The organism is Pseudomonas sp. W2Oct36 (genome assembly GCF_041060465.1).
Lineage (GTDB): Bacteria > Pseudomonadota > Gammaproteobacteria > Pseudomonadales > Pseudomonadaceae > Aquipseudomonas > Aquipseudomonas graminis_B.
Genome location: NZ_JAUERW010000004.1, coordinates 94,719 through 114,694, shown reverse-complemented (window position 1 = coordinate 114,694; position 19,976 = coordinate 94,719). Strand labels below are relative to the sequence as shown.

Here is a 19,976-nt window from a genome sequence, read left to right as displayed (position 1 = left end):
ACAAGGAGCAGGCGGCATGACTCAGGAATGGGATGCCGGTCGACTGGACAGCGATCTCGAGGGCGTCGGTTTCGACACCCTCGCGGTACGTGCCGGTCAGCACCGCACGCCGGAACGCGAGCACAGCGATCCACTGTTTTTCACATCCAGCTACGTGTTCCGCACGGCAGCCGAGGCGGCCGCGACCTTCGCCGGTGAGATCCCCGGCAACGTCTATTCGCGCTACACCAACCCGACCGTGGCCTCGTTCGAAGAGCGCATGGCCGCGCTGGAAGGCGGCGAGCAGGCGGTGGCGACCTCCACGGGGATGTCCGCCATCCTCGCCACGGTGATGAGCTTCTGCAGCGCCGGCGACCACGTGCTGGTGTCGAAGAGCGTGTTCGGTTCGACCATCAGCCTGTTTGAAAAGTATTTCAAACGCTTCGGGGTGGAGGTCGATTACGTCCCCCTCGCCGAATTGTCCGGCTGGGACGCGGCGATCAAGCCGAACACCAAAATGCTGTTTGTCGAATCGCCTTCCAACCCGTTGGCGGAGCTGGTCGACATCAACGGGCTGGCGGAAATCGCCCACGCCAAGGGCACGCTGCTGGTGGTCGATAACTGCTTCTGCACTCCGGCCCTGCAGCAACCGCTGCGCATGGGGGCGGACGTGGTCGTGCACTCGGCGACCAAGTTCATCGACGGACAAGGCCGCGCCATGGGTGGCGTGGTGGTCGGTCGTAGCGAGCTGATGAAAGAAGTCGTCGGCTTCCTGCGCACTGCTGGCCCCAGCCTGAGCCCGTTCAACGCCTGGCTGTTCCTCAAGGGGCTCGAAACCCTGAAAATCCGCATGCGTGCCCATTGCCAGAGCGCTCTGGAACTGGCGCAGTGGCTCGAACAGCAGGAGGGCATCGAGAAGGTGCATTACTCCGGTCTCGAGAGTCACCCGCAACATGCATTGGCCAAGCGTCAACAGACGGCGTTCGGCGCGGTGGTGAGTTTTGAGGTGAAGGGTGGCAAGGACGGCGCATGGCGTTTCATTGATGCCACGCGATTGATCTCGATCACCGCGAACCTGGGCGATACCAAGACCACTATTACTCATCCGAGCACCACCTCCCACGGTCGGCTGTCTCCGCAAGAGCGTGAGGCGGCCGGCATTCGTGACAGTCTGATCCGCGTCGCGGTAGGGCTGGAGGACGTCGCAGACCTGCAAGCGGATCTCGCACGGGGTCTGGCTGCCTTGTAAGCAGGGTGTCCGAACACGAAAGCGAGCCCTGGGGCTCGCTTTTTTGTTTGCGATGTGCAGCTTCGTGCTTGCTGCGAAAAATGGCTCTTTTTAAAAAAACTTCAAGCAGGCTATTGACTTAGGTTCATCACCTGCGTAAATTTCGCGGCCTCAGCGAAGCAAGGGTGATTAGCTCAGCCGGGAGAGCATCTGCCTTACAAGCAGAGGGTCGGCGGTTCGATCCCGTCATCACCCACCATCGTTGAGTGTTTCACAGCAACACCAGACGCTGAAGGATACTGAGATTCAGCAGGACGTAAGTCCACGCAATGCGCAGCGGTAGTTCAGTCGGTTAGAATACCGGCCTGTCACGCCGGGGGTCGCGGGTTCGAGTCCCGTCCGCTGCGCCATATTTTCCGAATCGGGTCTTCCCGGTTCGAGATTGAAAGCCTAGGTTTTCATTCAGTGTTTTACGAAGCAGGCCCAAGGGTCGGTTTCAACAGCGTTAAGCAGATGAAAGTCTGTGCGACAAGCAGCGGTAGTTCAGTCGGTTAGAATACCGGCCTGTCACGCCGGGGGTCGCGGGTTCGAGTCCCGTCCGCTGCGCCATACATCGCTTCGAGGCCCTTGAACGCCTTGAAGCAACAGAAAAAGCGATCCCAGGATCGCTTTTTTTGTGCCTGCGATTTGGCGAACGCTTCGCCTGTCGCGCTGGATGCTGCAGAGCTCGGCGATAAATGCCATGATCGCCGGCTGTTAACGCGGCGCTGTGCGGTGCCTGATTTCGAATTTGGAGAGCTGGACCATGGGCATGAACCAAACCATCACTGTCATCCCGCCGGGCGTACCGCTGACGGGCCATGTGTCGCCGCCCGGCTCGAAGTCCATCACCAACCGCGCGCTGCTCCTGGCTGCCCTTGCCAAGGGCACCAGCCACCTGCGTGGCGCGCTGAAAAGCGACGACACCCGCCATATGTCCAACGCCCTGCGGCAAATGGGCCTGACCATCGAAGAGCCGGACGACACCAGCTTCGTCGTCACCAGCAGTGGGCAACTTGAAGTCCCCCAGGACGCGCTGTTCCTCGGCAATGCCGGCACGGCGGTGCGGTTCCTGACAGCGGCGGTCGGCACGGTAAATGGCAGCGTCACGCTGGACGGCGATCACTACATGCAGAAGCGCCCGATCGGCCCGTTGCTGGAGGCGCTACGCAAAGGCGGCCTGATCGCGGAAAGCGCCACCGGTTGCCCTCCGGTCGTGGTGCGCGGGACGGGTTCGATTACCGCCACTCGCTTCGAAATCGACGGCGGCCTGTCCAGTCAGTACGTCTCCGCGCTGTTGATGGTGGCGGCCTGTGGCGATGCACCGATTGAAGTGGCGCTGACCGGCAAGGAAATCGGCGCGCGCGGTTACATCGACTTGACCATCGCCTGCATGCGCGCGTTCGGTGCCGAGGTCGAGGTGCTGGATGACGCGTTGTGGCGCGTTGCACCGACGGGTTACACCGCCTGCGATTATCAGATCGAGCCCGACGCCTCGGCCGCAACCTATTTGTGGGCTGCCGAGGCGCTGACCGGCGGCAAGATCGACCTGGGCGTGGCGGGGGAGGCGTTCACTCAGCCAGACGCCAAGGCCATGGAAGTGATCGCGCAGTTTCCGAAGATGCCTGCGGTCATAAACGGCTCACAGATGCAGGACGCGATTCCTACGCTGGCGGTGCTGGCGGCCTTCAACGAGACGCCTGTGCGCTTCGTTGACCTGGCCAACCTGCGGGTCAAGGAATGCGATCGCGTACAGGCGCTGCACGATGGTCTGAATCAGGTTCGGGCCGGGCTGGCCTCGGTAGAAGGCGACGATCTGTTGGTTGCCGCTGATCCGAGTCTGGCGGGCACCAGCAGTCACGCGCTGATCAATACCCATTCCGACCACCGCATTGCCATGTGTTTCGCGCTGGCCGGTTTGAAAGTGGCGGGCGTGCGAATTCAGGACCCGGAGTGCGTAGGCAAAACCTATCCTGGCTACTGGCGCGCGCTGGAATTCCTCGGCGTCAAACTGGTGCACGGCGAGGTCTGAGGCGCAGGGCATGCCGGGCCTGCAGCCGTCGGCTGATGGACGCCAGGCCCGGTGGGGCGACTTTTCCGACCCCGTTTCAGTCTGATCAGCGCAACCTGCGCTGCCCTGACAGGCCCACGCGTACAGGCCCCGTTCACGGTTGCCGTTTCGATGTATCCACACGGTTGCAAACTCTGCGTTGATCCCATGGCAGGCTTGTTGCAGACTTACCGGCGTTTTCTCCGGTCCACTTTCAGTCGACCAATTGCCCCAGGATGTTTGATGCCTAAATTACTGAGCTTTCGTACCGCATGCTGGGTCATCACCCTGCTGGCTGCCGCAGGCTGCTCGTCGAAGAAACCGACGGTCTATGAGCATGAGAATTTCGACGATGCCGGGACATTCTCCCGCAGCTACCCGGTCTCGGATACCGCCACCTGCGAAGCGGCCCGAAGGGCGCTGTTGAGTCAGGGCTACATCATTACCAGCAGCGATCCGAAAGTGATCAGCGGCCATAAGAGCTTTCAGCAAACCGGCGAAACCCACATGGAGATCAGCTTCAACGTGGTGTGTGCGCCGGACGGCAGTGCTGATAAACGGACCACGATGTTCGCCAATGCGCTGCAGGATCGCTATGCGTTGAAGAAGGTCAATAACTCCGCCAGCCTGGGGGTTGGCGTGCTGGGCTCGGTCTCGATGCCGATTGGTTCGACCGACGACTCGATGGTCAAGGTCGCCAGTGAAACCGTGGCGTCGCCCAAGTTCTATGATCGCTTCTTCGCGCTGGTGGAAAATTTCCTGCCGCCTGAATTAAAGAAGGCTGCACACATTGAAGAGAAGCCTAAAACCGATCTGGGCATGCCTGAGCCGGTGCCAGGCAAGCCGGCGGCGTTGACGGAGCAAAAGCCGGCCGCTGCACCTGCTGCAGCGGCGCCTGCACCCACTACGCCCGTCGCACCAGCGCCACTGGCGACCCCTGCGACCCCACCTGCGGCCGCTGCCGAGCAGAGCAGCGAGCCGATGCCTGCGCCTGCCGAGGCGGAACCGTTGAAAACCGAAACAGCGGCGCCTGCCGAGGCCGCGCCTGCCACAACGCCTGCGCCGGCAACGACCACCGAGCCGAGCGCTGCGCCAGCGGTAGAATCAACGCCGGCGCAGTGAGTTATTCTGCTAATTCCCAGCAGAGGTCCCGCGTGCTGACATCGCACGTGCAGCAAACGCAAAAGCTGTGGGAGTGACCGGGGTGGCGCTCCACCTTGCTCACGAAGAGGTCATTTCAGCCACTGGAGATTTAATGGCTGTACTGAAGTCTTCGCGAGCAAGCTCGCTCCCGCAAGGGTGCGCTGGGCCTGCAGATCTTCGGTGTCATTCGTAGCCGCATCACCCCAAAAACAGTTTGTACGCCGGATTCCTGGTTTCGTCCCAGTACGGGTAACCAATCTCCGCCAGCGCCTGTGGCACCAGATGCCGTTCATCCTCCGGCACCACTAATCCCGCCACCACTCGGCCATCCGCCGCACCGTGGTTGCGGTAGTGGAACATCGAAATATTCCACTTCCCGCCCAGCTTGTTCAGGAAGTTGAACAGCGCACCCGGCCGCTCGGGGAATTCAAAACGCAGCACCACCTCGTCACTCACCCGCTCTGAATGCCCGCCGACCATGTGCCGTAAATGCAGCTTGGCCAGTTCGTTGTCGGTCAGGTCCAGCACCGGAAAACCCTGTTCCGTCAGGCTCGCGATCAGGGCTTTGCGAGGGTCGGTGTCGGGGTGGGTCTGCACGCCGACGAAGATGTGCGCCTCGCGGTCGGTGTGGTAGCGGTAGTTGAATTCGGTGATCTGCCGCTTGCCGATGGCCTCGCAGAAGGCCTTGAAGCTGCCCGCCTGTTCCGGAATGGTCACGGCAATGATTGCCTCGCGGCCCTCGCCCAGTTCGGCGCGCTCGGCGACGTGGCGCAGGCGGTCGAAGTTGACGTTGGCGCCGGAGTCGATGGCAACGAAGGTCTGCCCGGCGACTTCGTACTGTTCGGTGTACTTCTTGATCCCGGCCACGCCCAGCGCGCCGGCGGGCTCGGTGATCGATCGGGTGTCGTCGTAGATGTCCTTGATCGCCGCGCAGATTTCGTCAGTGCTGACGGTGATCACCTCATCGACGTAATCCTTGCAGATCTCGAAGGTGTAGTGACCGATCTGCGCCACGGCCACGCCATCGGCAAACAGGCCGACCTGTTGCAGCACCACCCGCTCGCCGTAAGCCATGGCCTGTTGCAGGCAGTTGGAATCGTCCGGTTCAACGCCGATCACCTTGATCTCCGGGCGCAGGTATTTCACGTACGCCGCAATGCCGGCAATCAGCCCGCCACCACCGACCGGGACGAAGATCGCGTCCAGTGGCCCCTGATGCTGGCGCAGGATTTCCATCGCCACGGTGCCTTGCCCGGCAATGGTGTCAGGGTCGTCGTAGGGGTGGACGTAGACGTAGCCATGTTCCTCGACCAGCTTCAGCGAATACGCCAGCGCTTCGGGAAACGAGTCGCCGTGCAGTACGACCTTTCCGCCCCGGGAGCGCACGCCTTCGACCTTGATCTCCGGCGTAGTCTTCGGCATCACGATGGTGGCCGACACGCCCAAGGTCTTCGCCGCCAGCGCCAGGCCTTGGGCATGGTTGCCCGCCGACGCCGTCACCACGCCCCGCGCCAGTTCTTCCGGGCTCAGCTGCGCCAGCTTGTTGTACGCGCCGCGAATCTTGAAGGAGTACACCGGCTGCAAGTCTTCGCGCTTGAGCAGCACGTTGTTGCCCAGGCGTTGGGAGAGTTGGCGGGCGGCGTGCAGCGGGGTTTCCACGGCAACGTCGTACACGCGGGAGTTAAGGATCTTTTTGACGTAGTGATTGAGCAGGTCGCCCTGAACAAGCGGGTAGGCCGGTGGCTGACTCATCGTGAGGGCCTCGTCGGAAGGCTTGGGATGATCAGGCGGGCGGCGAAGCAGGCGAGGGAAGGGCGAATGATCATGTCTGGCTCCTGATGTGGTTTTTGGCCCGGGAGACAGAGAGAAAAAACCCGCCTCTAGGGCGGGTTGGGTGCAAACGTCGGCTAACCCGCCATGACTGGAATGGCGGTAATAATTATCGGGCCGAAGAAATGCTGGGATGCGTTCATGGCGTCGAGACTATGGCGAACACGGCGCAGTCGTCAAGTGGGCGACGCCGTCATCGCTCAAAAACTGACAGTCAGGAAAAAACAAATGCCAGACCCAGACAAGGCTAACAATCCCTTGGGCCGTCGCCGTTTATCCGCGCGCGTCTACTGTTCAACGGGCCTTCATTTTTTGTTCATGAGGGCACTTTAGGGTTGGGTTCGTAGTCAGTGAATCTGCAGCTGAATGACTCAGCGACACAAGAACACCACCGATCACAAGAACTCGCCACGAGGGCGCAAAAATGGACGAGTACCAAGAAGAATTGCTGGAATACCAGGCCTACGAGATGGACCCGCTGGAACCCGCAGAAGACGCCACCGAGTTGTAGGAAAACCCACGCCTGCCAGTCAGAGTGACTTGCGCTGGCTGCGACGAAACGCACCGGGCGTCTGTTCGGTCCAGCGTTTGAAGGCCCGCTGAAAGGCTTCTGCTGACGCAAATCCCAATAAGTAGGCGATTTCGCCAAAGGCCAGTTCGGTGTCCCGGATGTAGGTCATGGCGAGGTCGCGCCGGGTGTCATTGAGGATCGCACGGAACTGTGTGCCCTCGTCCGCCAGCTTGCGGCGCAGGGTCCAGGTCGGCAGCTTCAGTCGCGCGGCCACTTCTTCGAGATCCGGCTCCCGCCCCCCATTCAACAACGGCCCCAGCAATTGGGTGATGCGCTCGCGCAGGCTGCGGGTTCGGGTGAGTTGTTCGAGTTCCCGTTCACACACCTGCAGCAGATGCCGCCAGGTACTCGGCACGTGGTCGGGGTTGCGCAGGCCCAGCTGACGCTGGTTGAGGCGCAACTGATTGACGCCCGCCGCGAAACCGACCGGCTGCTCGCAGAGCGCGGCGTATTCAGCGGCGTAGGCGGGGGCGTCGAACTCGATCTCCAGACGTTCGGCTATCAGCGTCGTCCCGCTCAGCGTCGACAGCTGGTGCAGCCAGCCGCTGAGGATCGAATCCACCACGAAGCGGTTGTAGCCGTTGTACGGGCTGATGGAATAGAAGCGCAGCCAGGCGCCGTCGCTGTCTTCGTGCAGGCTCGACTGGCCGCGATAATTCGAGCCGTACAGCGGTTCAAAACGAATCAGCGTGCGCGCCGCTTCGCGCACGGTCGGCGCCTGCGCGGCCGTGATGCCCGCCAGACCGGCGTGGCTCAGACGGCTGGATTGGCCCATCCGCAGGCCCAAGGCAGGCACGCCGGTCAGCTCGATGGCCCCATGGCCCAGGCGCATGTAGCGCGGGATCGACAGCCGGGCGCCGCCCTCACCGAGTCGTGCGGCATCCAGGCCGTATTGCTGCAGCAGCGGTTGCGGGTCCTGGCCTTCGTTGCGAACAGCGTCGGCGAGGCTGTGGACGAACCCCACGGACAGATCGCCCAGACGCACACGAGGGGAGGTCATCGATTACAACCACAGATTGATCAGGCGGGCGCCATGCCCGGGGCGAACGCCTTTCGGGGCAGCGCTGATGGACTGCTCGGCGACGCTTTGCCCGCCGCGACTGGCGAAACTGTGGCCGGCGCTGCCCTGGTCCCAGAACTGGCCGCCCATGAACACGCTGACGCCGGCCTTCGCCGTGCTGGCCGGTGTCAGGGCCAGTCGGCGCCAGGCTTCACCCTGTGTGATCGGTTTGGCCCCCAGATTCAAATGGGCCGCCAGCGCGTCATGCTTGTCGCTGCGCCAGGGTTGCGTCCAGCCGTACGTGCCGGCGACGTAGGCCGGTACTGCAATCAGCTCGACGCCGCTCGCGTTGAGTCGCGCGTAATTGTCGGGGTACCAGCTGTCGCTGCCGATCAATGTCGCCAAACGGCCGGCCGGGGTGTCGATCACGTTGAGCGGCGCGTCCTTGCCAGGACGGATGTAACCCCGCTGGTTCCAGCCCGGGAACAACTGACGCTGCGGTTGCCCCAAGGGCAGGCCGTCGGGGCCGAACACCAGGCTGCTGTTATAGAGCGCGCCGCGGCCGATGTGCAGTTCGCCGTTTTCCACGTGCGGGCTGGGCAGCACGATCGAGCCGGCCACCAGCGTCACGCCGAATTCCTTCGCCAGCCCGCCGAATACGTTCTGATAATCCTGCGCCATGCTGTGCGCCTTCATGCGCAGGCGTGCGTCCTCGAAGCGGCTGCTCCCCCGCGCGTGAATCACTGCGTCGATGAACAGCAGCGGATTACTGAACGCCAGCCAGTTCATCGCCTCGTCGAAGGTGGTGGCCTGGTAGAACTGGGCTTTTTCGTCCACCGCCAACAACCAGGTGCCGATGTGCTCGGGCAGTACCACAATGGTTTTATCGTTGAGCAGCCCATGGTCGCGGGCCTGGACCAGGTACGACGCCAGCTTGCGATGCAGGCGTTTGGCACTCGAATAATCGGAAGGGAACAACTCGGGCTGAATGCCCAGCAGGTTGCCGCGTTCGCCGGGTTGCCCGTCGTTGATCACCAGCTGAATGCGCAGGTCTGTCAGGTAATGCCCGACATGACGTTTGCCCGTCCACAGCCCGTAGCTGACGAGAAGAATCACCAGCACCGCAGCGGTAAGTGAGCCGAGAACTTTGCGCATGAAGAAAGGAGAGCTGCCTCTGGGAAGAACGCGCGCAGGGCGCGATGACGTTGCCGGAAGGCTACGGCAAAACGCTGCTTTGGAGAAGGTTTGCCAACGGCCAGAGCGGCCATTCGGCGAATGGGTTCAAGCGAGGCGGCATCGGCGGCCGCCTGCGCTGTATGGATCAACCGCGATGCCTGCGATTTGCAGGCATCACGGGCGATGCGTTTTACAGGCGGAAGCGGCTGACCAGCGTGTTGAACGAAACGGCCAGGCGGGAAAGATCCTGAGTCGATGCGTTGGTCTGGTGCGCACCGGCCGCCGTCTGGGTAGACAGGTCCTGGATGTTCACCAGATTGCGGTCCACCTCGCGCGCGACATTCGCCTGCTCTTCGGAGGCCGTGGCGATGACCATGTTGCGTTCGTTGATCTGGGCGATGCCGTCGGCGATCTGCTCCAGTGCGCGCCCCGTTGCCTGGGCCAGCGCCTGGGTGTCGGTCACCAGCGCCTGACTTTTGCCCATCGCCCCCACCGCCTGATCGGCGCTGGCCTGGACGCTGTTGATCATGCCTTCGATTTCACCGGTTGAGGCCTGGGTGCGTGCAGCCAAGGCCCGGACTTCGTCGGCAACCACGGCAAAGCCTCGGCCCTGTTCACCGGCACGGGCGGCTTCGATGGCGGCGTTCAAGGCCAGCAGGTTGGTTTGTTCGGCAATGCCGCGAATCACGTCCAGGACTTTGCCGATGTCCCGCACCTGCACGGCGAGGTCGCGGACCATGTTGGTCGAGGTGGCGATTTCGGTGGTCGCGCTGTTAATAGCTTCGACCGCGCCACGGGCCTGGTCACGGCCGTCGCTGGCCTGTTTGCTGGTGGTTCGGGACGCGTCGGACGTGGACACGGCGTTGCGCGCCACTTCTTCCACAGCGGAAGTCATTTCCGTGACGGCGGTCGCGGCCTGCTGGATTTCGTCGTTCTGGCGGACCAACCCTCTGCTGCCGTTATCGCTGACGGTGGTCAGCTCTTCTGCGGCGGAGGCCAGTTGATTGGACGCATCGGCAATCTGCTGAATGGTGCTTTTCAGGCTGCCCTGCATTTCGCCCAGCGCCGTCAGCAATTGCCCGGCTTCATCGCGGCCGGTGCTGACGACGGGTTGCGTCAGGTCACCGCCGGCGATGCTCCGCGCGCTTGCGACCGCATAAGCAATAGGACGGCTGATCAGACGACTGATGAACATGCCCAGCAGAATCGCCGCCAGAAAGGCAATGCCGATGCCGATGTACAGCGCGGTCTTGGCGGAGGACTCCATGCGGGCGGCATCCTCGGCGCCTTCGCCAATCTGCCGGTTATTGGAGTTAACTATGAGGGTCAGCTCATCGAGCACCACGTTGTAGGCCGTCTGAAGATCGCCGAACAACAACGCGCGGCCGCTATCAAGGTCGCCGGCCTTCATGAGGCCGAGGTATTTCTGGACCAGCGCCTGGTAGATCGGCCAGTCCTTTTCCATCTGATCGCCCGCCGCGCGCTCATCGTCGGCGAGCGGGGTCTTGCGGTATTCGGCGAACGCTTTTTCGCTCTGCTGCTGATTGGCGTTCATTGAGGCAATCACTTCGTCCCTCACGCCCTGGGGCATGCCGGCGGCAGTGGCCGTGTATAACCGATACAGATCGCGGCTTTGCCCTACGGCGTTGGTTCTGGCCTCGCCGGTTTTTGCGACGGACACCAGGTTATTGCTGAACACCAGTTTCAGGCTTTCCGACAGGTCGGACACGCCACGGCTTCCGAGCACGCCTACTCCCAAGGTGATGAATGCGCACAGCACGAAGCCTGTGATCAACTTGGTTGAAATTTTTGCATCATTGATCCAGCTCATTAGTTGCGTCCTGCCGAGGTGTTGAGAAGAAGGACATTGCTCAGACATCAGGGAAGTACGGCAAGGTCGTCATGGTGCTATCGGCGGCGACGTCCAAGTCTGGAGGGTGGCCCGACGAACGATGTGGTGCACTGCTTGATCATTGATTTGTCACTTCCAGTCATTGAGCATGGCCGGGCTGCTGTTTACTGTTTGCGTCATGTACCGGGTGCTCGTCCAAGGCCCTGACTGATTCGACGGGCGCCACAGAGCGCCCGCACCCCGTGACGATGCTCGATGGAGTTTTTATGGCCGCCCCCCACTACCCGCACTTGCTCGCTCCCCTGGACCTGGGTTTCACCACGCTGCGCAACCGCACACTGATGGGCTCCATGCATACCGGGCTTGAAGAGAAGCCGGGCGGATTCGAGCGCATGGCGGTGTATTTCGCCGAGCGCGCTCGGGGCGGGGTCGGCCTGATGGTCACCGGCGGTATCTCACCGAACGCTGAAGGCGGGGTGTATTCGGGGGCGGCCAAGCTGTCGACGCCGGAGGAGGCGGCCAATCATCAGGTTGTCACCAACGCCGTGCACGAAGCAGGCGGCAAGATCTGCATGCAGATCCTTCACGCCGGGCGTTACGCCTACAGCCCCAAGCAGGTGGCACCGAGCGCGATCCAGGCGCCGATCAACCCGTTCACACCCAAAGCGCTGGACGAAGAGGGCATCGAGAAGCAGATTCAGGATTTCGTCACTTGCGCGAGCCTCGCGCAGACCGCCGGGTACGACGGCGTCGAAATCATGGGCTCTGAAGGTTATTTCATTAACCAGTTTCTCGTCGCCCACACCAACCATCGCACCGACCGTTGGGGCGGCAGCTACGAAAACCGCATGCGCCTGCCGGTGGAGATCGTGCGCCGTGTGCGTGAAGCCGTCGGCCCGAATTTCATCATCATTTATCGCCTGTCGATGCTCGACCTGATCGAGGGTGGCAGCACTTGGGAAGAAGTGGTGCAACTGGCCCAGGCCATCGAGCGTTCGGGCGCCACGCTGATCAACACCGGCATTGGCTGGCACGAAGCGCGCATTCCGACCATCGCCACCAAGGTGCCGCGCGCGGCGTTCGCCCAAGTGACCGCGAAAATGCGCGGCTCGGTGTCGATCCCGCTGATCACCACCAACCGCATCAATACCCCCGAGGTCGCCGAGCAGGTGCTGGCCGAAGGCGACGCCGACATGGTCTCCATGGCGCGCCCGTTTCTCGCCGACCCGGAATTCGTCAACAAGGCCGCGGCCGGTCGCAGCGACGAGATCAACACCTGCATCGGCTGCAACCAGGCGTGCCTCGACCACACCTTCGGCGGCAAGCTCACCAGTTGCCTGGTCAACCCTCGCGCCTGTCATGAAACCGAGCTCAATTACCTGCCGGTCACCCAGGTCCGGAAAATCGCCGTCATCGGTGCCGGTCCTGCGGGCCTCGCTGCCGCGACTGTTGCGGCCCAGCGCGGGCATGAGGTGACGCTGTTCGACTCGGCCAGCGAAATCGGCGGGCAGTTCAACATCGCCAAGCGCATTCCGGGCAAGGAAGAGTTCTTCGAAACCCTGCGCTACTTCGGCCGCAAGCTGCAGACCACCGGCGTCGACCTGCGCCTGAACACCCGCGTCACTGTCGATGACCTGCTTGGCAAGGGCTTTGACGAAGTGATTCTGGCCACCGGGATCGCGCCCCGCACGCCCGCCATCCCCGGTGTCGACAACCCCAAAGTGTTGAGCTACCTCGACGTGATCCTCGGCCGCAAACCGGTTGGCAAGTCCGTCGCCGTGATCGGCGCGGGCGGCATTGGCTTTGACGTGTCGGAATACCTTGTGCACCAGGGCGTCTATACCAGCCTGGATCGCGACGCGTTCTGGGACGAGTGGGGCATCGACACCCAGCTGCAAGCGCGGGGCGGCGTGGCCGGGATCAAGCCTCATCCCCATGCGCCAGCGCGTCAGGTCTTCCTGCTGCAGCGCAAGGCCACCAAGGTCGGCGACGGTCTGGGCAAAACCACCGGCTGGATTCATCGCACGGGGCTCAAGAACAAACAGGTGCAGATGCTCAACAGCGTGGAATATTTGAAGATCGACGACGCCGGTTTGCACATTCGGATCGGCGCGGAAGGCGAGGAGAAACTGCTGCCGGTGGACAACGTGGTGATCTGCGCCGGGCAGGATCCGCTGCGTGAACTGTATGACGGGCTAAAGGCGGCGGGGCAGAGCGTGCATCTGATTGGCGGGGCTGATGTGGCGACCGAACTGGATGCCAAACGGGCGATTGATCAGGGGTCGCGGTTGGCGGCGGGGTTGTAAGGAGCTGGTTTCTGACGGGTGATGTTGCGGGTGGGCTTGACGGGGTTGGATCGCGTGCCGCCAGGGTCTGAGGGGACTCTGGCGGTTGAGGGGGATTACCAGCTGCCGTAGGGGATTCCGTGCTGGTCGATCCAGGCTTGGGCTGCTGGGTTTGGTGGTCGGTAAAACAGCCCTTTTCCGTCTTGGTTGGGGCCGAGGGGCTCGACTTTAGCTTGGTAGCGGCCGACCTCCTTGAAACCCAGACATGGCCCACCAGCCCAAACTTTCACGATACCTCCCGGAGCCATTCCCAGCGTAATCGCGAAACGGTAGTCGTCCATCCATTCTTTTGAACTGCGGCAATACACGCGCAGTGGCGTCACCATCTCATCGCGTACCCACTGCGGTATCCGGATGCTGATTTTGTAAGCCTGAGGCTCCACTAGTGACTGCCAGCGCAGAAGAAGTTGGTCTGGTAAGTCAACGTTGTTGATGGGTTTTCCGCCAGATGTGCCCTTGTGCCAGCCCTCGGGCTTTCGCGTGTAACCGGCGACTCCGGCATGTACGTTAAAAAAAACGTATCCCCGCTGATCGAGCACATCGACGCTTTCTACCCACACCTCCATGTGCCTTGGCGCGGCGAAGCCTACATACCACGCCGGATAGGGCAGCTTGACGGGCGGGGGTACTGACCCTCCCGTTGCACAGGCACTCAAGCTGATCAGGAATCCGACCGCAAAGACCAGACGCCTCATTTGGGAAACCCGGTCTACAAATGGAAGCCTTGAACAAAGCCGCAAGTGCGCTAGCCGTGGCGTGCCGTGATGCTCCTTGTTAGCACTCATGGCCGAGTTACCAACTGCCATAGGGAATGCCGTGCTGATCTATCCAGGCTTGTGCTTCTGGATTTGGTGCTCGGTAAAACAGCCCTTTTCCGTCTTGGTTGGGGCCGAGGGGCTCGACTTTAGCTAGGTAGCGGCCGACTTCTTTGAACCCCAGGCATGGCCCACCAACCCATACTTTGACGATCCCTGCTGGGGCCATGCCTAAGGTTATGACATTCCGGTAGTCGTCCTTCCAATCATTTGGGACCAGACAAAACGCTCGTTCCGGACGAACCATCTCATCTCGCACCCACTGTGGTATCTGTATTTTGATCTTGTAAGCCTGCGGCTCTACTAGTGACTGCCATCGCAAAAAGATCAGCTCTGGCAAGTCAACGTTGTTTATAGGTTTGCCTCCTGTTCCCCCTTGGTGCCAGCCCTGGACTTTCCCTGTATAACTTGCGACCCCGCCGTGCACCTTAAAGAATGCGAGTCGACGCGTGTCCAGTACGTCGACGCTCTCAACCCAGACTTCCATGTGCTTCGGGGCGGCGAAACCTATGTACCAGGCTGGATATGGCAACCTCGGGGCAGGCGGCAATCTTGGTACACTTGCGCAAGCACTCAGACTAATAAGCAGCCCCATTGCGAAGATAAGGCGCTTCATTCTGGATAACCTTTTTGCGGACGGTTGAGATGCACGTTCCTGCGATTCAGCGGTGTTGGTTTGCTGAATAAAAAGGGGCCCTCGGGGGTCCAGTGCGCGGACAGGTGGATGTAACGCGCTCGTAGCAATGCCTCCTGCGCAGGCTCAAATATTACAAGCCGGTCCGTCATTACCCGCTGCAAGATTCGCTTGGCGATAGGCATGAGTTCGTCCGGCAACTTGAAGCGTTTATCCGTATCGGTGATCACGTCAAATGGCACCCCATGACGTTCACCCAAATCACGCATGACACGCAATGCAATCAGGCTCAGTTCGCCATGCACCGGGCGTTCAAGGATTACGGTTATCCAGTAGTCCTGCATGACCGGCTCAGCTTTGCCGCGAGGGTTAGTTGCTGCAGGCCAGGCTTTCACCGCAACGTAGCCATCGCGCGCCACGCCTGATTCGCGCAATGCCTTGGCGTCCGCCTCTGCACGGGCCCAGGCGGCGTGGGATTCAACCCTTTGACCGGTCGGAACGCTGGCTATGCAGGGCTGCGTCATCCACAACTTTTCTCGCGCGCGTGGGAGATAGCCCCCGCCGACATCGGAGTGAGCGCCCGGCAGACCTATCTGAAGGTGCGTGTGGTGAACATTATTGAGAGAAAAGTCGGCGCGATATTCGTCGAGCGCTTGAAGGTGGATAACCTGCCGAGCGCAGTCAGGTGGCAGGTAGAGATTGACGCCACGATTAATGTCATTGCCTGGGCTGAAGTCGCCATGTAGTGGGTCTGAGATGGCTGCAACGGAATCGAACAGGCCGACCAAATTGATGCATACATCAGCGGCCGAGTCGAAACTTCTTAATAGACTAGCGCGCCCCCCGACAAGCAGCTCGCTGAATACCCCACGATGAGGCTTAAGGACTTCGTTAGCGCAATGCCGTGCAGCCGCGGCTCCGCGGCTGAAACCGAAGACGTCGAATTCAACGGTGCGAATAGCTGTGCCGGGATTGATTTGGAGGAACTGCTCTAACTGTCTTTCGATCAACGTAGGCGCCTCTTTGACCCGCGCCACCACGCCCGTTTCACCTTGCCCGAGAGCTTGCCCGATCAGCACGTCATCCTCGCCGCCGCTACGGGTGCCGATGCCTTCGATGTACGCCCTGATATAACCAATCTCTGAATCCTTACCGACTGGTGTTGCGGTGTTATCCGGATACAAGTTATACAAATACGCCACATTGCTCGGTGCATTCCCGTAACTGTTATTAGGCGCGCTGTTAAACGCACTACCGTCAAACTCTCCAAACCCGTACTGCTTGCACGTCGCCGCAATGCTTTCAAGCTCTTCGCTGCTAAAGCTCTCAAGATCCTGCCGTCGGCACTGCGCCGTCGCCGCAGCATTGCTCTGGTTATTTCCCGTCCCGTCAAAGAACAACCCGATTCGCAAGGTGATGCCTTCGGTGATTTCCTCTTCCTCTTCTTCCTCCTCAGGTTCAGGTGTGGGGCGCGGCTTCAGCCATTCTTCGGGCTCCGGAAAGTCGATCGCCACGCGTCCGGGCAGCATCGTGTGGACGGGCATGGTCTTGCCGTCCTTGTCGGTCACGCCGTTGAATACTTCTCCGTCCTGCGTGGTGATCCGGTACCGGACGAAGCGCGCAGCGGCCTTTTGCGCATCGACCAGGGTGTACCCCGCCCCATAGCCATAAGGTATTGGCGTCACCGGCGTCGTAAGCGTGGTAGCACCGGCCTTCAGCACGTAAGCGGCCCGGTGATAGATATTCCCCGGCGCGCCCAGCTCGATCTCGCCATCCTTGATGCGGATGAATGCGTCGCCGCAATTCAGGAGGAGCTCTTCCGGGGCGCTGATTTCGATCCGGCCGGCCAGGCTTTCAATCTTGATGTCGTCTTGGGCGAGCGCGTGCAGTGCGGCACTTTGGGCGTGAAGCTTGACGTCGCCCTGAACCGCTTTGACTTGCAGACCCTTGGTGACGGCACACAGGCTGATCGCACCTTCGGCGGTGCCGGTGATGTTGCGTCCGGCGCTGAGGTCGGTTGAGCGTGATGAGGTGATGGCGACGCTTTCGCGACCGGAGGAAACGCAGATCGCTTCGGGGCTGACCATGCCGATGCCTGCCGGTGCGTGCAGCAGCAGACCGGGCTCGGTGAGGTGAGTTAGCGCGTCGTTCAGTTGCGTTTGGCCGCTCGTATCGGCGGCGATAGCACCCGCACTTCGCGCGGCCTGGGCCATGGTGCGGGCCAAGGAAAGCGCGGTTTCAAGCTGGTCGATCGCCGCGTCCATGTCGAGCTGCTGACCGTGAGCTTTGGTCTGTTCATCCGCACTGATAAACAGCCCGCGCCCCGCCCGAATCGCGCCCCAACCGTCCGTTCGCAACTCGAACCCTTCGCCGCGCTTATCCTTCTCGTTGTCGACCAGATGCCCAAGGTTGAGCTGGCTCTTGCCGCTGTGTTCGGTGCTGAGTTTGATGTGTTCCTTGCCGCGATCGTCTTCCATGCGCAGCTTGTTGTTGGCAGGGGTGCGCAGGACGTTGCGTTTGTAATCGCTGCGCAGCAGCGTCACATGGTCAGAATGGCGATTGTCATGAAGGGCGTGAGCGATGTACGGCCGGTCCGGGTCGCCCTGCTCGAAGGCAATCGCCACCTCGGTGCCACAGATCAGCGGCAGGTGCAGGCCATGGGTATCGCCGGCATAAGGCCGGGCAAGTCTGAGCCAAAGGCTTTCCTCACCCAGCTTCCAGCTGTCGCGATCAAACAGAAAGCTGACCTTGTAGCGGCCTTCGCGGTCGATGTGGCTGTATGGATCGTTGGCCAGCGAGCTGGTGACACGGGCCGGAACAGTGCCGGCTATCTTAGGTTTGGCCAGCAGCGGCGGCCGAAAGCACACGATCTCGGAATACGGAACCGCCTCAAAACTCAGCTCGAAACTGCGGTCCCGCGCAGCATGCAACCGCAATCGAGTGATCACCGCACCCGGTTCAAACGCCTGCGGCGCCCCACCGGAAATCGCCAGCACCTGAGCCAATCCCAACGTAGCACTGCTGCTAATCCCGGTCAGCCGAGTCTGGTTATTGAGATACCGCTCATGCCGCAACCGGGCGTAGAAAAACCCGCTTTCACCCTCTAAATCTTCATCCTGATCCAGCTTTTCGCCGAGCACCTTGTACGGCTCGGCATAGTGATACGCCTCGCCGTAAGTGGTGGAATCCCCGCGCGTCTGATCAACATCCGCATCCAGCCATGCGTTCGCATCCCGATGGTGATAGGCCCGAAAGTGAACGCTCTGCTCCACCACCTCATGACTGACCTGCAGCCCCCAACCCCCATCCTGGCCGCTGCTGCCCAACCCCGACTGCGGCCGAAACGGCAAGCTCACACGCGGCCGAACGTAATGCCGCTGATCATCGTGAAACTCGACGACCTCAATACCCAATCGCTCATTGTTGCTAAAGCGGTACCAGATCCCCACCTCGGCCAGCAGCCGCGAAATAAACGCCAGATCGCTCTCGCCGTACTGCATCACCTGCTCACGCTTCGGATACTCCCGCACCAGCGAAAACAGAAAATCCTGCCCCTCAAAATCATGCCGTGTGCGCAGAATGCTCTCGACAATCTGCGGCACCGACTGATGCTGATAAATCCGGAACTGCTTTCCACGCCCCAGCAATGCCAGTCGCGGTTCCAGCGTCACTTCATAACGCGCCTCATCAGCCGAACCGGAAAGCCGCTTAAAACCCGTCACCACACCATGCAGCGTCCGCAACGCTTCAACCCGAGGCACCCGCCCCCCACGAATCGCCACCGGCAACGTATGCGCCGCAGCATGCAGACTGAACTGCGCTTCCTGCCCCAGCATCCGCTCAGCGCCGATGTCCTGCTCGATGGAGGTAAATTCAACGCGGTAACGAAACGGCTGACTCAGCTGTTCCTCGCCCTCGAAGGCAAGAACATCGAGCGCAATGGGCAGACGATGAATAACAAGTTTGTGGCGACTGTGATCGAAGAAAGGCGGTAATACGGTGAGCATGAATGAGCGTCCCTGGCAGGAGAATGCGCCCCCGACCGGTCCATAAAGAACCGATCAACTCATCCATGACAGGGGCTGAAGCGGGCGAAGATGAGGCATTTCAAAGCGTCATTCCATAGGCAAAACACGAACCGGACGCGTCCTAATGGAGATCAGGAAATGCCCTACACGGCCTCCTAAATCGAGACCCCGCCCGACGAGTGCTAGACTCTCGCACCGTCCATTGCCCGATCGATTTCATGTTCCCTCTCTCCTCACCACTGCCTCCCGCACCGCTGCAACCGCTCAATTTTGACTGGCTCCAGGCAGCGGGCGTGGAGGCGGCGATCCTGCGGCTGGACCTTGTCGATCCCCTGATCAGCGGCAATAAATGGTTCAAGCTCAAGCACCATCTGGCGGCGGCTGAGCGAGCCGGTGCACGGGGTGTTATCAGCCTGGGCGGCGCGCATTCCAATCACCTGCATGCGCTGGCGGCGGCGGGCAAGCGCTTTGGTTTTGCCACGGTCGGGTTGTTGCGGGGGCATGCGGTCGAGACGCCAACGGTGCTGGATGTACAGGCGTTCGGCATGGAGTTGCACTGGCTGGGTTACGCCGGGTATCGCGCGCGCCATGACGCGGATTTCTGGGTGCCGTGGCGCGAGCGTTATCCGCATCTGTTTCCGGTGCCCGAGGGCGGAGGCGGGCTAGACGGCGCGTTGGGCTGCGCTGAAATCGTCGAACAGGCGCGCAGCCAGCTCGGCGATTTGGGGTGGGAGGATTACGATTGCTGGTGGCTGGCGTGTGGCACCGGCACAACGCTGGCGGGATTGGCACTGGCGGAGGCGGGGCAGCATGAGGTGATAGGCGCGATGGCGGTGCCCGAAGGTCATGGGGTTGAGGGCAATGTGGAGGGGATTGTTGAAGCTTTCGCGAGCAAGCTCGCTCCCACAGGGACTGTGGCGCCCTCGGGCAGAATGAGTCCGCGACCGACAGGCTCGGACGTGGGGGTAGACCGCAAAAAGCCCCAGGGTTACCGCTTGCTCGACGCCAGTCGTGGCGGCTTTGCGAAGACCGATCCCGCGTTGCTGGATTTCATTGCGCGGCACGAAGCCGAAGCCGGTATCCCCCTCGAACCGCTGTACACCGGCAAGGCATTGCTTGCCCTGCATGACGAGGTGGTCGCGGGCCGGATCGCCAAGGGCACGCGGCTGATTTTCCTGCACACCGGCGGACTGCAGGGCAAGCGAACCTTCGATGCTGCGCACGCACATCCCTGACGCCGGAGCGCGCATCCGGGCACTGGCACGAATCCTGCGGCCCACACCCCC

At 61.4% G+C, this 19,976-nt stretch carries 12 protein-coding genes, 3 tRNA genes and 1 pseudogene; 8 read left to right on the top strand and 8 right to left on the bottom strand.

The window, feature by feature from the left end; all coding sequences use genetic code 11:
* Positions 1–16 precede the first annotated feature (16 nt).
* From QWI18_RS08255 to QWI18_RS08230, 6 genes are all read left to right on the top strand, one after another.
* Positions 17–1,228 carry an O-succinylhomoserine sulfhydrylase gene (locus tag QWI18_RS08255; protein WP_065986404.1) on the top strand — a complete coding sequence of 404 codons (1,212 nt, stop codon included), beginning with the start codon at positions 17–19 and terminating at the stop codon, positions 1,226–1,228.
* Positions 1,229–1,390: 162 nt separating this feature from the next.
* Positions 1,391–1,466 (top strand) — tRNA-Val (locus QWI18_RS08250).
* A 74-nt stretch (positions 1,467–1,540) separates the two neighbouring features.
* A tRNA-Asp gene (locus QWI18_RS08245) sits at positions 1,541–1,617 on the top strand.
* 122 nt (positions 1,618–1,739) lie between these two features.
* Positions 1,740–1,816 (top strand) — tRNA-Asp (locus QWI18_RS08240).
* 196 nt (positions 1,817–2,012) lie between these two features.
* On the top strand, positions 2,013–3,278 hold the full coding sequence (locus QWI18_RS08235) for a 3-phosphoshikimate 1-carboxyvinyltransferase (protein WP_192135746.1): 1,266 nt from the start codon (positions 2,013–2,015) through the stop codon (positions 3,276–3,278).
* 261 nt (positions 3,279–3,539) lie between these two features.
* Positions 3,540–4,418 (top strand): DUF2242 domain-containing protein, encoded by an 879-nt coding sequence (locus tag QWI18_RS08230; protein WP_369318602.1) that lies wholly within the window; start codon positions 3,540–3,542, stop codon positions 4,416–4,418.
* Between the two features lie 219 nt (positions 4,419–4,637).
* On the opposite strand, the gene ilvA is transcribed toward QWI18_RS08230, so the two are convergent.
* From ilvA to QWI18_RS08210, 4 genes are all read right to left on the bottom strand, one after another.
* The gene (gene ilvA, locus QWI18_RS08225) at positions 4,638–6,191 is read right to left on the bottom strand and encodes a threonine ammonia-lyase, biosynthetic (RefSeq protein WP_369318601.1); all 1,554 of its coding nucleotides are present in this window, start codon (positions 6,189–6,191) and stop codon (positions 4,638–4,640) included.
* A 608-nt stretch (positions 6,192–6,799) separates the two neighbouring features.
* The gene (locus QWI18_RS08220; RefSeq protein WP_369318600.1) at positions 6,800–7,840 is read right to left on the bottom strand and encodes an AraC family transcriptional regulator; all 1,041 of its coding nucleotides are present in this window, start codon (positions 7,838–7,840) and stop codon (positions 6,800–6,802) included.
* Between the two features lie 3 nt (positions 7,841–7,843).
* A complete protein-coding gene (locus tag QWI18_RS08215) occupies positions 7,844–8,995 on the bottom strand; it encodes a carbon-nitrogen hydrolase family protein (protein WP_296310953.1) in 1,152 nt (383 codons plus the stop codon).
* Between the two features lie 211 nt (positions 8,996–9,206).
* The gene (locus tag QWI18_RS08210; protein WP_192135752.1) at positions 9,207–10,847 is read right to left on the bottom strand and encodes a methyl-accepting chemotaxis protein; all 1,641 of its coding nucleotides are present in this window, start codon (positions 10,845–10,847) and stop codon (positions 9,207–9,209) included.
* 287 nt (positions 10,848–11,134) lie between these two features.
* Between QWI18_RS08210 and QWI18_RS08205 the strand changes: the two genes are divergently transcribed.
* Positions 11,135–13,174 carry an FAD-dependent oxidoreductase gene (locus QWI18_RS08205; protein WP_369318599.1) on the top strand — a complete coding sequence of 680 codons (2,040 nt, stop codon included), beginning with the start codon at positions 11,135–11,137 and terminating at the stop codon, positions 13,172–13,174.
* Between the two features lie 95 nt (positions 13,175–13,269).
* Here the strand turns inward: QWI18_RS08205 and QWI18_RS08200 are convergent, their stop codons facing one another.
* The 4 genes and pseudogenes from QWI18_RS08200 to QWI18_RS08185 all read right to left on the bottom strand — a co-directional run.
* Positions 13,270–13,908 carry a DUF2931 family protein gene (locus tag QWI18_RS08200; RefSeq protein ID WP_369318598.1) on the bottom strand — a complete coding sequence of 213 codons (639 nt, stop codon included), beginning with the start codon at positions 13,906–13,908 and terminating at the stop codon, positions 13,270–13,272.
* Positions 13,909–14,005: 97 nt separating this feature from the next.
* Complete coding sequence (locus tag QWI18_RS08195; protein ID WP_369318698.1) at positions 14,006–14,623, bottom strand: DUF2931 family protein; 618 nt, start codon at positions 14,621–14,623, stop codon at positions 14,006–14,008.
* A 17-nt stretch (positions 14,624–14,640) separates the two neighbouring features.
* Entirely contained in the window at positions 14,641–16,191 is a 1,551-nt protein-coding gene (locus QWI18_RS08190; protein ID WP_369318697.1) for a DUF2235 domain-containing protein, read from the bottom strand.
* A 162-nt stretch (positions 16,192–16,353) separates the two neighbouring features.
* Positions 16,354–18,669 (bottom strand): annotated as a pseudogene (locus tag QWI18_RS08185) (type VI secretion system Vgr family protein); the annotation flags it as partial.
* Between the two features lie 239 nt (positions 18,670–18,908).
* Here QWI18_RS08185 and QWI18_RS08180 point away from each other — a divergent pair.
* A complete protein-coding gene (locus QWI18_RS08180; RefSeq protein WP_369318597.1) occupies positions 18,909–19,925 on the top strand; it encodes a 1-aminocyclopropane-1-carboxylate deaminase/D-cysteine desulfhydrase in 1,017 nt (338 codons plus the stop codon).
* The last annotated feature ends 51 nt before the right edge of the window (positions 19,926–19,976 follow it).